General features: G+C 71.7%; 16 protein-coding genes. 11 read left to right on the top strand and 5 right to left on the bottom strand.

The window, feature by feature from the left end; all coding sequences use genetic code 11:
- Nucleotides 1-79: 79 nt before the first annotated feature.
- The 7 genes from Dvina_RS46435 to Dvina_RS46405 all read left to right on the top strand — a co-directional run bounded on the left by Dvina_RS46435 (nucleotide 80) and on the right by Dvina_RS46405 (nucleotide 4,922).
- Nucleotides 80-556 (top strand): YcxB family protein, encoded by a 477-nt coding sequence (locus Dvina_RS46435; RefSeq protein WP_223097860.1) that lies wholly within the window; start codon nucleotides 80-82, stop codon nucleotides 554-556.
- 128 nt (nucleotides 557-684) lie between these two features.
- The gene (locus Dvina_RS46430) at nucleotides 685-1,095 is read left to right on the top strand and encodes a TOBE domain-containing protein (RefSeq protein WP_223097858.1); all 411 of its coding nucleotides are present in this window, start codon (nucleotides 685-687) and stop codon (nucleotides 1,093-1,095) included.
- Nucleotides 1,092-1,901: a molybdate ABC transporter substrate-binding protein gene (gene modA / locus Dvina_RS46425; RefSeq protein ID WP_223097856.1), complete on the top strand. Its 810-nt coding sequence runs from the start codon at nucleotides 1,092-1,094 to the stop codon at nucleotides 1,899-1,901. The genes Dvina_RS46430 and modA overlap by 4 nt, the downstream gene beginning before the upstream one ends.
- Before the next feature lie 12 nt (nucleotides 1,902-1,913).
- Nucleotides 1,914-2,711, top strand: coding sequence for an ABC transporter permease (locus Dvina_RS46420; RefSeq protein WP_223097854.1), 798 nt, complete (start codon nucleotides 1,914-1,916; stop codon nucleotides 2,709-2,711).
- On the top strand, nucleotides 2,708-3,769 hold the full coding sequence (locus Dvina_RS46415; protein WP_223097852.1) for an ABC transporter ATP-binding protein: 1,062 nt from the start codon (nucleotides 2,708-2,710) through the stop codon (nucleotides 3,767-3,769). Before Dvina_RS46420 ends, Dvina_RS46415 begins: the two co-directional genes overlap by 4 nt.
- Before the next feature lie 17 nt (nucleotides 3,770-3,786).
- Entirely contained in the window at nucleotides 3,787-4,527 is a 741-nt protein-coding gene (cobF, locus tag Dvina_RS46410; RefSeq protein ID WP_223097850.1) for a precorrin-6A synthase (deacetylating), read from the top strand.
- Between the two features lie 2 nt (nucleotides 4,528-4,529).
- Nucleotides 4,530-4,922: a RidA family protein gene (locus tag Dvina_RS46405; protein WP_223097848.1), complete on the top strand. Its 393-nt coding sequence runs from the start codon at nucleotides 4,530-4,532 to the stop codon at nucleotides 4,920-4,922.
- Here the strand turns inward: Dvina_RS46405 and Dvina_RS46400 are convergent.
- A complete protein-coding gene (locus Dvina_RS46400; protein ID WP_223097846.1) occupies nucleotides 4,919-5,902 on the bottom strand; it encodes an aldo/keto reductase in 984 nt (327 codons plus the stop codon). The genes Dvina_RS46405 and Dvina_RS46400 overlap by 4 nt on opposite strands.
- Complete coding sequence (locus Dvina_RS46395; protein WP_223097845.1) at nucleotides 5,899-6,282, bottom strand: VOC family protein; 384 nt, start codon at nucleotides 6,280-6,282, stop codon at nucleotides 5,899-5,901. Before Dvina_RS46395 ends, Dvina_RS46400 begins: the two co-directional genes overlap by 4 nt.
- A gap of 64 nt (nucleotides 6,283-6,346) precedes the next feature.
- Between Dvina_RS46395 and Dvina_RS46390 the strand changes: the two genes are divergently transcribed.
- Both Dvina_RS46390 and Dvina_RS46385 read left to right on the top strand, forming a co-directional pair.
- Nucleotides 6,347-6,940 carry a TetR/AcrR family transcriptional regulator gene (locus Dvina_RS46390; RefSeq protein ID WP_223097843.1) on the top strand — a complete coding sequence of 198 codons (594 nt, stop codon included), beginning with the start codon at nucleotides 6,347-6,349 and terminating at the stop codon, nucleotides 6,938-6,940.
- Nucleotides 6,941-6,977: 37 nt separating this feature from the next.
- Nucleotides 6,978-7,715 (top strand): zf-HC2 domain-containing protein, encoded by a 738-nt coding sequence (locus Dvina_RS46385; RefSeq protein WP_223097841.1) that lies wholly within the window; start codon nucleotides 6,978-6,980, stop codon nucleotides 7,713-7,715.
- Here Dvina_RS46385 and Dvina_RS46380 read toward each other — a convergent pair.
- The 3 genes from Dvina_RS46380 to dusB all read right to left on the bottom strand — a co-directional run bounded on the left by Dvina_RS46380 (nucleotide 7,712) and on the right by dusB (nucleotide 9,309).
- Entirely contained in the window at nucleotides 7,712-7,891 is a 180-nt protein-coding gene (locus Dvina_RS46380; RefSeq protein ID WP_246655771.1) for an HAD family hydrolase, read from the bottom strand. The two genes, Dvina_RS46385 and Dvina_RS46380, sit on opposite strands and share 4 nt — an antisense overlap.
- A 127-nt stretch (nucleotides 7,892-8,018) precedes the next feature.
- The gene (locus tag Dvina_RS46375) at nucleotides 8,019-8,222 is read right to left on the bottom strand and encodes a hypothetical protein (RefSeq protein WP_223097839.1); all 204 of its coding nucleotides are present in this window, start codon (nucleotides 8,220-8,222) and stop codon (nucleotides 8,019-8,021) included.
- A gap of 19 nt (nucleotides 8,223-8,241) precedes the next feature.
- Nucleotides 8,242-9,309 carry a tRNA dihydrouridine synthase DusB gene (gene dusB, locus Dvina_RS46370; RefSeq protein ID WP_223106102.1) on the bottom strand — a complete coding sequence of 356 codons (1,068 nt, stop codon included), beginning with the start codon at nucleotides 9,307-9,309 and terminating at the stop codon, nucleotides 8,242-8,244.
- 275 nt (nucleotides 9,310-9,584) lie between these two features.
- Between dusB and ppdK the strand changes: the two genes are divergently transcribed.
- Together ppdK and Dvina_RS46360 are read left to right on the top strand one after the other, a co-directional pair.
- A complete protein-coding gene (gene ppdK, locus Dvina_RS46365; RefSeq protein WP_380028588.1) occupies nucleotides 9,585-12,239 on the top strand; it encodes a pyruvate, phosphate dikinase in 2,655 nt (884 codons plus the stop codon).
- Between the two features lie 147 nt (nucleotides 12,240-12,386).
- The gene (locus Dvina_RS46360; RefSeq protein ID WP_223097837.1) at nucleotides 12,387-12,818 is read left to right on the top strand and encodes a hypothetical protein; all 432 of its coding nucleotides are present in this window, start codon (nucleotides 12,387-12,389) and stop codon (nucleotides 12,816-12,818) included.
- Nucleotides 12,819-12,904: the final 86 nt, after the last annotated feature.

The following is a 12,904-nucleotide window of genomic DNA, read 5'->3' as shown; positions in this document are numbered from 1 at the left end:
TCCGATTTGTCGCAGGGGCCCGTCCCGGGCCGCCGTGTGTATGGCGTACCCTACGGCAGCAATCGATGAACGGGGACTGATGCTCATCACGCTGACGGTCCAGCCCGACCGCGACCGGACCCGCCGGTCGCTCCGGGCTCGCATGCGCGGCAGCCTGCGTTCGTGGAACCTGATCGGCGGTGGCCTGTCGGTGGCCGGCCTCAGCGCCCTCATCCTGGGCCTCCCCATTGGCGCCGGCGTCCTGCTGACCCCCGGCGTGATCATCCTGGTCGGCCCCTGGGTGCTGACCCGCGCCGCGGCCAAGGCCCGGACCGGCGTGTTCGCGGAAACGGCCACCTACGAGATCACGGACTCCGCCGTCCGGGTCTTCACCCGAAGCCTGCGCAACGGTTACGAGTGGTCGACTGTCGAGCGGGTCGAGGACAACGGCGAGTTCTGGGTCATCGTCGTCGGCGGCAACGGCGTGCTGGTGCTGCCGTTCACGCTGCTGCCGGAGCCGGAGGAGCGGAAGGTTCGCGACTTCCTGTCGGAGCGCGGGCTGTTGTCGCCGGTTTAGGTCTTCTGCCGGTCCGTTGTGGTGTTTTCACCGCCGTCGGCCGCGTCCGGCCTGACGGCTTCTGAATGTCGCAGATGCCAGCGCATTAGCCCGATACGCGCCGCAAATGCAAGAGTAGGCTCTCCGCCATGACCACGTTTCGGATCGGCGAGGCGGCCGAGCTGCTCGGCGTCAGCAGCGACACGCTCCGGCGGTGGGTCGACGGGGGCCGGCTCGGGGCGGGGCGGGACGAGCACGGGCATCGCGTGATCGACGGCGTCGACCTGGCCGTGTTCGCGCGGTCGCAGGCGGCCGAGGCGGACGCCGGGGCGGACGGGTCGTCGGCGCGCAACCGGATGCGGGGGATCGTCACCGCCGTGGTCAAGGACACCGTCATGGCGAAGGTCGACATCCAGGCCGGGCCGTTCCGGATCGTGTCCCTCATGAGCCGGGAGGCGGCCGACGAGCTCGACCTGCAGGTCGGGTCGCTGGCCGTCGCCGTGATCAAGTCGACAACTGTCGTGGTCGAGCGGGTTGACAAGGGGAGGAGTCACACATGAGGCGCACCGTCCTGACCGGACTCGTGGTTGCCGCGCTCGGGCTGGCCGGGCTGGGCGGCTGCAGCGACGACACCAGCTCGAACGGCGCCAACCCGCCGGGCGTCGCGTCGTCCGGGGCGGGCGCCGGCGTCACCGGCACGATCAACGTGTTCGCCGCCGCGTCGCTTACCGAGGCGTTCAACAAGATCGGCTCGGCGTTCGAGGCGGCCAACCCGGGCAGCAAGGTCACGTTCAACTACGCCGGCAGCTCGGCGCTGGCCACCCAGATCAACCAGGGTGCGCCAGCTGACGTGTTCGCGTCGGCCGCCCCGGCCAACATGAAGACCGTCACCGACGCCGGGGGCGCGTCCGGTGAGCCGGCCACGTTCGGGAAGAATCAGCTGGTGATCGCCGTGTCGCCGGGCAACCCGAAGGGCATCAAGAGCCTGGCCGACCTCGCCCGGCCCGGCATCAAGGTGGCGCTGTGCGCGGAGCAGGTGCCGTGCGGCGCGGCCGCGAAGACGGCGCTGAGCACGGCCAACGTGAAGCTGACCCCGGTGACCCTGGAGCAGGACGTGAAGGCGGCCCTGTCGAAGCTGACGCTCGGCGAGGTCGACGCGGCGCTGGTGTATCGCACCGACGCCCGCTCCGCCGCCCGTGACGTCGACGACGTGGAGTTTCCGGAGTCGGCCGGCGCGATCAACACCTACCCGATCGTCGTGCTGAAGCACGCGCCGAACGCCGCGGGTGCGAAGGCGTTCGTCGCGTACGTGCTGTCGGACAAGGGCAGGTCGGTCCTCACCGACATCGGCTTCCAGGCGCCGTAGCCGGCGACGGGCGTGCGAAAGCGACGTGATCAGGCTCGGCGGGTTCCGGTGGCTTTGCTGGTCCCCGCCGGGCTCGGTCTGATCTTCCTGGTGCTGCCCCTGGCCGGGCTTTTGATCCGGGCGCCCTGGAGCACCCTGCCGGAGCGGATCATGCAGCCGGGGGTGCTGACGGCGCTGCGACTGTCGCTGCAGAGCGCGACGGCGGCGACGCTTATCTGCCTGCTGCTGGGGGTACCGCTGGCCTGGCTGCTGGCCCGGGTGGAGTTCCCGGGCCGGCGGGTGGTGCGGGCGCTGGTGACGGTGCCGCTGGTGCTGCCGCCGGTCGTGGGCGGCGTGGCGCTGCTGCTGGTGTTCGGGCGGCGGGGGATCGTCGGGGCGTGGCTCGACAGCGCGTTCGGGATCACGCTGCCGTTCACGACGAGCGCCGTGGTGCTGGCCGAGGCGTTCGTCGCCATGCCGTTCCTGATCATCGCCGTCGAGGGGGCGCTGCGGGGAGCCGACGCCCGCTACGAGGAGGCCGCGGCGACACTGGGTGCGGGGCGCTGGACCACGTTCACGCACGTGACGCTCCCGCTGGTGGCGCCCGGCATCGCGGCCGGGGGCGTGCTGTGCTGGGCGCGGGCGCTCGGCGAGTTCGGGGCGACGATCACGTTCGCCGGGAGCTTTCCGGGCCGGACGCGCACGATGCCGCTCGAGGTGTACCTCGCGCTGGAGACCGACCTGCAGGCGGCCATCGTGCTCAGCCTGATCCTGCTCGTGGTCTCCGTGGCGATCCTGGCCTCCCTCCGCGACCGCTGGATCACCGCATGAGCTCCGACCGCTTCCTCGACGCGCGGGTCGTCGTCGACCGCGGCTCCTTCCGGCTGGACGCCGAGCTGCGGATTGCGGCCGGGGAGGTCGTGGCGCTGCTCGGGCCCAACGGGGCGGGGAAGACCACGGCGCTGCGGGCGCTGGCCGGGCTCACCTCGCTGACGGACGGGCACATCGCGGTGGACGGCCGGGACCTCGACCGGCCCTCGCGGCGGGTGTGGGTGGCGCCGGAGAAGCGGCCCATCGGCGTGGTGTTTCAGGAGTACCTGCTGTTTCCGCACCTGAGCGCGCTCGACAATGTGGCGTTCGGGCCGCGGCGGCACGGGCGGGACCGCCGGACCGCGCGGGCCGAGGCGACGGCCTGGCTGGAGCGGGTGGGGCTGGCGGACTTCGCCAAGCGCAGGCCGCGGCAGCTCTCGGGCGGGCAGGCGCAGCGTGTGGCGTTGGCGCGGGCTCTGGCAGTACAACCGATGCTGCTCCTGCTCGATGAACCGCTCGCGGCGCTCGACGCCGGCACCCGGGCCGACACGCGCGCCGAGCTGCAGCGGCATCTGGCGGATCATCCCGGGGCGACGCTGCTCGTGACCCACGATCCGCTCGACGCGCTGGTGCTGGCCGACCGGCTCGTGATCCTAGAGGGCGGGGCCGTTGTGCAGGACGGTGACGCGGCGGAGATCACGGCGCGGCCGCGGACCGAGTATGTGGCGCGGCTGGTGGGGCTGAACCTGTACCGCGGGCGGGCGTGCGGGTATTCGGTCGACGTCGGCGGGATGGTGCTGACCGCGGCCGATGCGCTGGACGGCGACGCGTTCGTGGCGTTCGCGCCGTCGGCCGTCGCGCTGCACGCCACCCGGCCCGACGGGAGCCCGCGCAACACCTGGCCGGCGACTATCGCGGGCCTGCAGCGGCACGGGGACAACCTGCGGATCCAGCTCGCCGGGGTGCTGCCGGCGGCGGCCGACGTCACGCCCGCGGCGGCCGCGCACCTGGAGCTGACGCCGGGGCGGGAGGTGTGGGCGGCGGTGAAGGCGGCCGAGACCCGGGCCTATCCGGCGTGACCTCTACGATGGGCCGCATGCGCAAAGTGTTGATCATCGGAGTGGGGGCCGGGGATCCGGAGCACGTGACCGTGCAGGCGATCAACGCTATGAACGCTGTCGACGTGTTCTTCGTGCTGGACAAGGACTCGGCGGCCACGGAGCTCACGGCGGCGCGGCAGGCGCTGGTGTCGCGGTATGTGACCCGGGCCGGCTCGCGGACCGTGGTGATCGCCGACCCGCCGCGCGACCGGGCCGCGGCCGACTACGCCGGGGCCGTGAAGGACTGGCGCGACGAGCGGACGCGGCTGCTGGCGGCGGCGATCGAGCGGGAGCTGGGTCCGGACGGGGTCGGCGGGATTCTGGCCTGGGGCGACCCGGCGCTGTACGACGGAACGATCCGGATCCTTCAGGACCTCGTGCCCTTCGAGGTCATTCCGGGCATCAGCTCCGTGCAGATCCTGACCGCGCGGCACCGGGTCACCCTCAACCGGGTCGCCGGGGCCGTGCTCATCACGACCGGGCGGCGGCTGGCCGCGGGGTGGCCCGACGGGGCCGACGACGTCGTCGTGATGCTCGATGCGTCGCTCTCCTGCCGCCGGTACCGCTCCGAGCCCATCGACATCTACTGGGGCGCGTACCTCGGGACCCCCGACGAGATCCTCATCAGCGGCCGACTGGACGACGTGATCGACGAGATCGAGTCGGTCCGGGCGGCGGCCCGTGAGCGCAAGGGGTGGATCATGGATACGTACCTGCTGCGGCGACTGGAGAGCTAGGCATGCACGAGGCGATCACGCCCGCGGGAATGGCGCCGCCGAACGCCAACTACGCCCAGGCCACACTGGTGACGAACGCGACCCGCTGGCTGCACATGGCCGGCCAGGTCGGCGTCGACACCGACGGCACGGTGCCGCCCGGCGTGCGCGCGCAGGCCCGCATCATCTGGCGCAACATCGACACGCTCCTCGCGGCCGCGTCGATGTCGGCCGATGACATCGTGAGCCTGACGACATACGTGGTGGCGTCCGCGGCCGGCGAGGGTCTCGCGGAGGCCATGGCCGAGCGGGACGTCTACATGGCGGGCCGGCTGGTGGCCAGCACCCTGTTGACGGTCCCCGCCCTGGTCCGGCCCGAGTTCCTGATCGAGATCGTGGTGATCGCGGCCCGCTAGAGAGCGGCCCTGCCGAGCACCCACCGGCTCGTCTGATCGATGAAGTCGGTGGGGAAGCCGACCTTGAAGTTCGTCGCCTGCTCCAGTTGCTGCGACACCTCGGGCGGCAGGGTGACGTCGAGGCTGCCCAGGTTGTCGCGGATCTGGGCCTCGGTGCGGGCGCCGAGCATCGGGAGCACTCCCTTCTGCCGGGCCCAGGCGAGGGCGACCTGGGCCGGGGTCACGCCGAGCTCGCCGGCCGCGGCGGTGACCGCCTGCGCCACCGCGCGGTCGTCGGGGCTGATGTCCGCGGCGTTGAGCCGGCCCTGCTCCGACAGCTCGTATTTGCCGGTCAGGATGCCGCCGCCGAGCGGGCTCCAGGCGGTGACGGCCATGCCGTAGTCCGCGGCCATGGGGAGCAGTTCGCGCTCGGCATCGCGGTTGACCAGGCTGTACGGCACCTGCAAGCCGGCGAACTGGGTCCAGCCGCGCCACTCGGCCAGGGTGTTGGCGCGCGAGACGAGCCAGGCGGGGGTGTCGGAGATGCCGCAGTACAAAATCTGGCCCTTGGTGATCGCGTCGTCGAGGGCCCGCATCGTCTCCTCGATCGGCGTGTGCCGGTCCCAGATGTGCACCCAGTAGACGTCGATCCAGTCGGTCCGGAGGCGGCGCAGGCTGGTCTCCAGGGACAGGCGCAGGTTGCGGCGATGGTTGCCGCCGCCGTTCGGGTCGTCCGCGTTGCGGGTGACGGTGTACTTGGTCGAGACCACGAACTCGGACCGCCGGTCCTGCAGCAGTTCGCCGACGATCTCCTCGCTGGCGCCGCCCCGATAGTTGATCGCGGTGTCGATCATGTTGCCGCCGGCCTCGGTGTACGTGTCGAGGATCTTGCGGCAGTCGTCGATCGGCGCGCCGACGCCGCCCTGCTCGCCGAAGGTCATGGCGCCCAGCACGAGCTCGGAGACGCGCAGGCCGGTGCGGCCGAAGGTGCGGTACCTCATGCGATCGCCCGGTTGATCGCCCAGCGGTGGCCGGAGGGGTCGAGGAACTGGGCGGTGCGCTCGCCCCAGGGTGCGTCGTACGGCTCCTTGAACGCCGTCGCCCCCCGCTCCAGCGCCCGGCTCCAGGCCGCGTCGACGTCGTCGACTGTCACGTGGAACGCGGCGGGGGAGCCCCCCATTGACGCCGGGGTGCGCAGCCCGGCGTCGGGCATCTCGCCGGCGACGGCGAGCGGGGTGTCACCGAGCAGCATCTGGACCGCGAGGAGGGTGCCGTCGGGCTGCTCGTAACGGCCGGTCTCCCGGGCGCCGAGGGTGTCGATGAGCCAGGTGGCGGCCCGGGCCGGATCGTCCACCACGAGATGGACGGCGATCTGTGTCATGCGTAGGACCATACAATCTGTCTGGTCATAGTGTCCAGCCGCTGTGTCCAGGTAGTGTGTTCAAGTGACCGCCCGCCGTGATGTGCCCGTGGATGGGGAGCTGCGCGACCGCATCCTTGACGCGCTGCGCGAACTGCTCGACGCCCGCACCTTCGACTCGATAAGCGTCGCCGAGATCATCGCCGCCGCCGGGGTCGCCCGGGCGAGCTTCTACTTCTACTTCGCGAGCAAGCAGGCCGCCCTGGCCGAGCTGGTCCGGCAGGCCGTCGGGCAGGGCCACGCCGCCGCCGAGCCGTGGGTGTCCGGCTCCGCCGATCCGCGGGAGGCGCTGCGGCAGGGCATCGACGCCGGGGCCGGACTGTGGCTGGCCAACGCCGGGGTGCTGCGGGCGATCGTGGAGAGCTGGGGCTCCGACCCGCAGCTGCGCGCCCTGTGGCTGGCCCAGATGGAGACGTTCACGCAGGCCACGCTGGCCCGGATCAGGCTGTTCGAGCAGCGGCTGCCCGGCGTCGACCTGCCCGCGCTGGCCGCGTCGCTGACCTGGCTGGGGGAGCGGCTCTACTACCTGGCGGCGAGCGGGGTGGCGCCGTTCGACGACCGGAAAGTCCTTGTCGACACGCTGCTGCACCTGTGGACGCGGGCGCTTGCGGAAACCTGAGTGGAACTAACGCGGTCGGCCCGGCGACAATCCAGACGTGGAGTGTGAGCGGTACCGCGAGGCGCTGTCGGCCCGGCTCGACGGCGAGGACGAACCGATCGAGCCGGCGCTGACCGACGCCCACCTGGCGGCGTGCCCGGCCTGCCGCACATGGGAGCACGACGCGATGGCCGTGACCCGGCTCGTGCGCCTGCAACCGCTGCCCGGCACCCCGCCACCCGTGCCGACCCTGCTCGCCGGCTTCAAGCGCGGCCACCGCCGGCTGGTGCTGGCGCTGCGGGTGCTGCTCGGCGTGTTCGGCCTGGCCCAGTTCATGCTCGGCATCGCCCAGGCCGCGACCGCCGCGAGCACCAACCACCTGCACGGCTCCGGCCACGTCTTCCACGAGTCGGCCGCGTGGAACGTGGCCATCGGCGCCGGCTTCGCCTGGATCGCCACCCGCCGCGCCACCCCCTCCGGCGCCCTGCCGATGCTCACCGCGTTCGTGGCCCTGCTGGTACTGCTCAGCGCTAGCGACCTCATGAACGGCACGGTCGAGACGACCCGCCTGATCAGCCACGGCTTCGTGCTGGCCGGCTACGGCATCGTGCTGGCCCTGTCCCGCCCGGCCCTCGACCCCGGCCGCCCACCGGCGAACCGCCAGGGCCCGCCGTGGCAGTGGCGCCGCCCGGCCGCCCTGGACGCGGTCGAGGAGCCCGCGGCGCCGGCCCCGTCCCGCCTGCGCCTGATCCAGGGCCAGGCCCGGGCCGACTCCCCGTCACGCCGGGCCGCCTAGGGCGCGATCGCTTCGAGGCTCGTGATGACCCCTTCCCCGGCGGCCGCGGCGGTGCGGTCGAGCGTCAGCCCCTGGTAGCCGAGCTCCCGCGCCGCCGCAACGAGCGCCGGGTCGTCGTCGATGAACAGGCAATCGCCGGCGGGCAGGTCGAGCAGCCGCCGGCCCTCGGCGTACATGCGCGGGTCAGGCTTGTTGCAGCCGAGCACTTCGGAGATGGCGAACCCTCGACGAGCGGCCCTCGTGCCGGCGCGTCCAACTCGTCGAGCAGCGCGGCCGACGGCTTGACGCCGAGCGCGGCCGGCATCACCCGGTGATAGTCGCTGCGGCCGGCGTGGTGGTCGACTCGTCCAGGAACCGCTGCCCGGCGGCGATGGCGTCCGCGAACGACGCGATGCCCGGACGGTGGCGCAGCACAATGCATTCGAAGTCGTACCGCGGATTCCAGCGCCCGCCGACGGGCCCGAACAACACCCCGCCGGCATCGAACATCACACCGCGAAGCCCCATAGACGGCAGCCTGTCGAAATCAGCCGCCGGAGTCGTCGAGCTCGGCGCCCTCGGGGACGAGGTCGGAGTCGCGGTCGTTGAGCCAGCCGTCGGGGAGGACGACTCGGGCGGGGGTGCCGGTTCGGCCCCTCGGCTGGCCCAGGATCTCACGGGGGAAGGGGACGTCCGGGTCGAGCTGGGCCAGGAGGCCGGCCAGTTCGTCAAGGGTCGAGGAGGTGGCCATGGCGGCGCGGAGCTCGCCGCCGGCGGGGAAGCCCTTCAGGTACCACGCCACGTGCTTGCGGAAGTCGGTGACGCCCTCCTTCTCCCGGCCCCACCACTCGACCAGGAGCGTGGCGTGGCGGTGCATCAGGGCGGCCACCTCGCCCTGGGTGGGCAGGGCCCGGGTGGGGGAGCCGGCGAAGGCGGCGGCCAGGTCGGCGAAGAGCCAGGGGCGGCCCAGGCAGCCGCGCCCGATGACGACGCCGTCGCAGCCGGTCTCGGCCATCATGCGCAGGGCGTCTTCGGCCTCCCAGATGTCGCCGTTGCCCAGCACCGGGATGTCGAGCGACTGCTTCAGCTCGGCGATCGCCGACCAGTCGGCCTCGCCGGAGTAGCGCTGGGCGGCGGTGCGGGCGTGCAGGGCGACCCAGGCGGCGCCCGCCTCCTGGGCGATGTGGCCGGCGTCGAGCATTGTGCGGTGATCGTCGTCGATGCCGATGCGCATTTTGACGGTGACCGGAATGCCGGCCGGAGCGGCAGCGGAGACGGCGGCCGAGACGATCGAGGCGAACAGGCCGCGCTTCCACGGCAGGGCCGAGCCGCCGCCGCGGCGGGTGACCTTCGGGACCGAGCAGCCGAAGTTCATGTCGATGTGGTCGGCCAGGTCCTGGTCGACGATCATCTCCACGGCCTTGCGGATGGTGGCCGGGTCGACGCCGTAGAGCTGGAGGCTGCGCGGGCGCTCGTCGGCGCCGAACTGGATCATCGACATGGTCTTCGGATTGCGCTCGACGAGGGCTCGCGTCGTGATCATTTCGCAGACGTAGAGGCCGGCGCCCTGTTCGCGGCACAGTCGCCGGAACGCCACGTTGGTGATGCCGGCCATGGGGGCGAGCACGACGGGCGGGTCGACGACGTGGGGTCCGAGCTGCAATGTCACCCCCTCATCGTCTCATGACCGAACGTGCGGCCAGTGAGAGCGCTCTCTTTGCATGAATGCGCATTCGTGCTCGTGGTACCGCTCCCAATTGCAGTGAAAATCGCTGCTTGTGCCGTTTCCTGTGCGACTTGTCACCGGGCATGGCACGGCGGCTGGAAAGCGACTTACGGTGTCCGGCACACCCAGGACCTAAACGATGGCTCAGTGGGTATGGAGGCGTTGTGCGCAAGTTCGTGTACGACTTCGAAGAGGGCAACCGCGACCTGAAGGACCTGCTCGGTGGCAAGGGCGCCAACCTGGCGGAGATGACAAACCTCGGGCTGCCGGTCCCACCCGGGTTCACGATCACGACCGATGCCTGCCGCGCATTCCTCGACACCGGCGACGTGCCGGGCCAGCGTGAGATCTCCGAGCACCTCGCCGCCCTCGAGCAGAAGATGGGGCGCCGCCTCGGCGACTCCGAGGACCCGCTGCTGGTCTCGGTGCGCTCGGGCGCGAAGTTCTCGATGCCCGGCATGATGGAGACGGTCCTCAACGTCGGGCTCACCGACGCCAGCGTCGCGGGGCTCGCGGCGCAGGCCGGCGGGGACGAGCGGTTCGCCTGGGACTCCTACCGCCGGCTCATCCAGATGTTCGGCAAGACCGTCTGCGACGTGCCGGGCGCCGAGTTCGAGCACGCCCTCGACGATGTGAAGCGCCGGGCCGGTACCCGCGAGGACGTGGGGCTGCAGGCGGAACACCTCCGGGAACTGGTCGGCGACTACAAGCGGATCTTCCGTGAGCACACCGGGCGCGACTTCCCCCAGGACCCCCGCGAACAGCTCGACCTGGCCATCGGGGCGGTGTTCCGGTCCTGGAACGCCGATCGCGCGGTGCTGTACCGCCGCCAGGAGCGCATCCCGTCGAACCTCGGCACCGCGGTGAACGTGGTGGCGATGGTGTTCGGCAACCTGGGCGCCGACTCCGGGACCGGTGTGGCGTTCACCCGCGACCCGGCCACCGGTGAGCGCGGGGTCTACGGCGACTACCTCGCCAACGCCCAGGGCGAGGACGTCGTGGCCGGCATCCGCAACACCGTGCCGCTGCAGGACCTCGAGCAGCGCGACAAGGCCTCCTACGACGAGCTCATGTCGATCATGGCCACCCTCGAGGAGCACTACAAGGACCTCTGCGACATCGAGTTCACCATCGAGCGCGGCAAGCTCTGGATGCTGCAGACCCGGGTCGGCAAGCGCACCGCGGCCGCCGCGTTCGTGATCGCCACCCACCTCGTCGACGAGGGCGTCATCGACCTCGACGAGGCGGTGCAGCGGGTCACCGGGGCGCAGCTGGCCCAGCTGATGTTCCCGACGTTCGACCTCGGCGGCGCGCCCGAGCAGCTCACCCGGGGCGTCGGCGCGTCACCCGGCGCAGCCGTCGGCAAGGCCGTCTTCGACGCGCAGCACGCGGTGGCGATGGCCAAGGAGGGCGAGGCGGTCATCCTGGTGCGCCGGGAGACCAACCCCGACGACCTGCCCGGCATGATCGCCGCCCAGGGCATCCTGACCAGCCGCGGCGGGAAGACCTCGCACGCCGCTGTCGTCGCCCGCGGCATGGGCAAGACGTGCGTGTGCGGCGCCGACGAGCTCGACGTTAACCTCCACAAGGGACAGTTCACTGTGGACGGCCACGTGGTCTCCGAGGGCGACGTCATCTCCGTCGACGGCACGACCGGCCGGGTGTACCTCGGGGAGGTCCCCGTGCAGCCCTCGCCCGTCGTGCAGTACTTCGAGGGCACGCTCGACCCGCAGGCCGACGCGCTCGTGGCCGCGGTCCACCGCATCCTCACCCACGCCGACGAGCGGCGCCGGCTGCGGGTGCGCACCAACGCCGACACCGGCGCGGACGCGGCCCGGGCCCGGCGCTTCGGCGCGCAGGGCGTGGGCCTGTGCCGCACCGAGCACATGTTCCTCGGGCCGCGCCGCGAGCTTGTCGAGCGGCTGATCCTGGCCCAGAGCGACCCCGTGAAGCGCGAGGCCGCCCTGGCCGAACTGCTGCCGCTGCAGCGCGACGACTTCATCGAGCTGTTCCGGGAGATGGCCGGCCTGCCGGTGACGGTCCGGCTCATCGACCCGCCGCTGCACGAGTTCCTGCCGCCCCTGGAGCAGCTCGCGGTGAAGGTCGCCGTGGCCGAGGAGCGGGGCGAGGACCCGGGGCACGACCGCGACCTCCTCGACGCCGTACGCCGCATGCACGAGGCCAACCCCATGCTCGGCCTGCGCGGCGTCCGCCTCGGCCTGGTCATCCCGGGCCTGTTCGCCATGCAGGTGCGGGCCATCGTGCAGGCCGCGGCCGCGGTCCCGGACTCCCACCCGGAGATCATGGTCCCGCTTGTCGGCGCGGTCCAGGAGCTGGAGACCATCCGGGCCGAGGCCGAGAAGATCATCGGCGAGTTCGCCGTCGACGTGAAGATCGGCACCATGATCGAGGTGCCCCGGGCCGCCCTCACGGCGGGCGACATCGCGCAGGCCGCCGACTTCTTCTCGTTCGGGACGAACGACCTCACCCAGATGGGCTGGGGCTTCTCCCGGGACGATGTCGAAGGAGCCTTCTTCTGGCGGTACCTCGAGCTCGGCATCTTCGGCGTCTCGCCCTTCGAGTCCATCGACCGCGACGGGGTGGGCCGGCTGGTCCGCATCGCCGTCGACGAGGGCCGGGCCGCCCGCCCGGACCTGCACTTCGGCGTCTGCGGCGAACACGGCGGCGACCCGGACTCCGTGCACTTCTTCCACGAGGTGGGCCTGGACTACGTGTCCTGCTCACCGTTCCGCGTCCCGGTCGCCCGCCTGGAGGCAGGCCGCGCCGCGATCGAGTCCACCGGCTCCGACTCCCGATGATGTGAGCGGAACGGTAGTAGTTCACCGGGTTTCGAGTCCTCGGTGAGCATCGGAGAAGGCCGGGGCAACGGCGCCCCGGCCTTCTCTGCCCTGGCCGGAGCGTCGCGGGACACCGGAGCGGGCCGGAATTTGGCAGACTGCGCGGCTATGAGCGTCACCCGTTGGCTGATCATGGTCGGAATGGTGCTCGGGGTCCTCGTCGGCGCGATGATCGGGGTCGGCGTGCTGTTCCTGGCGCAGGAGCGGGCGCGGGAGGCGCAGGCGTTCCCCGGCTGTTTCCAGCGGGAGGCGTTCGATGCGTTCGTCCAAGGGCTGCCGGCGCCGCGCGGCGGGGATGACCTGTTCGATCCGGTCACGGTGCCCGATCTGATCGGGGCGTGCAAGATCGGCAGTGCGTACGCCGTCGACGGCGGCTACATCTTCTACGCCGGCGAATACGAGACGCTGCTGGGCTTCGACGATGTCGGCTGGGGGTACTTCCCCGGCGGCTTCGGCACCGGGCTCGGCAACGGCTCCTGGGAGGGGCCGCGGTTCCGGATGCTCGACGGGCCCTGGTACACCTGGTCCGCGAGCTGGTAAGGACGCTCGGCACCGGAGGCGTACGCGTCCTGGTCCACGTTCCCGGACCCCGCCGCCTCGCCCACCAACGGGTCCTGTTCCGCCGC

Origin of the sequence: Dactylosporangium vinaceum, assembly GCF_019904175.1 — a bacterium.
Taxonomy (GTDB): Bacteria; Actinomycetota; Actinomycetes; order Mycobacteriales; family Micromonosporaceae; genus Dactylosporangium; species Dactylosporangium vinaceum.
The sequence above is the reverse complement of the archived record's forward strand: the minus strand, read 5'-3'. Positions and strand labels throughout refer to the sequence as shown.

Excerpts from the sequence above, each read along its gene's own strand:
- Dvina_RS46435 (WP_223097860.1), top strand. The coding sequence starts at position 80 with ATGCTCATCACGCTGACGGTCCAGCCCGACCGCGACCGGACCCGCCGG.
- Dvina_RS46430 (WP_223097858.1), top strand. The coding sequence starts at position 685 with ATGACCACGTTTCGGATCGGCGAGGCGGCCGAGCTGCTCGGCGTCAGC.
- modA (WP_223097856.1), top strand. The coding sequence starts at position 1,092 with ATGAGGCGCACCGTCCTGACCGGACTCGTGGTTGCCGCGCTCGGGCTG.
- Dvina_RS46415 (WP_223097852.1), top strand. The coding sequence starts at position 2,708 with ATGAGCTCCGACCGCTTCCTCGACGCGCGGGTCGTCGTCGACCGCGGC.
- cobF (WP_223097850.1), top strand. The coding sequence starts at position 3,787 with ATGCGCAAAGTGTTGATCATCGGAGTGGGGGCCGGGGATCCGGAGCAC.
- Dvina_RS46405 (WP_223097848.1), top strand. The coding sequence starts at position 4,530 with ATGCACGAGGCGATCACGCCCGCGGGAATGGCGCCGCCGAACGCCAAC.
- Dvina_RS46400 (WP_223097846.1), bottom strand. The coding sequence starts at position 5,902 with ATGAGGTACCGCACCTTCGGCCGCACCGGCCTGCGCGTCTCCGAGCTC.
- Dvina_RS46395 (WP_223097845.1), bottom strand. The coding sequence starts at position 6,282 with ATGACACAGATCGCCGTCCATCTCGTGGTGGACGATCCGGCCCGGGCC.
- Dvina_RS46380 (WP_246655771.1), bottom strand. The coding sequence starts at position 7,891 with ATGTACGCCGAGGGCCGGCGGCTGCTCGACCTGCCCGCCGGCGATTGC.
- Dvina_RS46375 (WP_223097839.1), bottom strand. The coding sequence starts at position 8,222 with ATGGGGCTTCGCGGTGTGATGTTCGATGCCGGCGGGGTGTTGTTCGGG.
- dusB (WP_223106102.1), bottom strand. The coding sequence starts at position 9,309 with ATGGCCGGCATCACCAACGTGGCGTTCCGGCGACTGTGCCGCGAACAG.
- Dvina_RS46360 (WP_223097837.1), top strand. The coding sequence starts at position 12,387 with ATGAGCGTCACCCGTTGGCTGATCATGGTCGGAATGGTGCTCGGGGTC.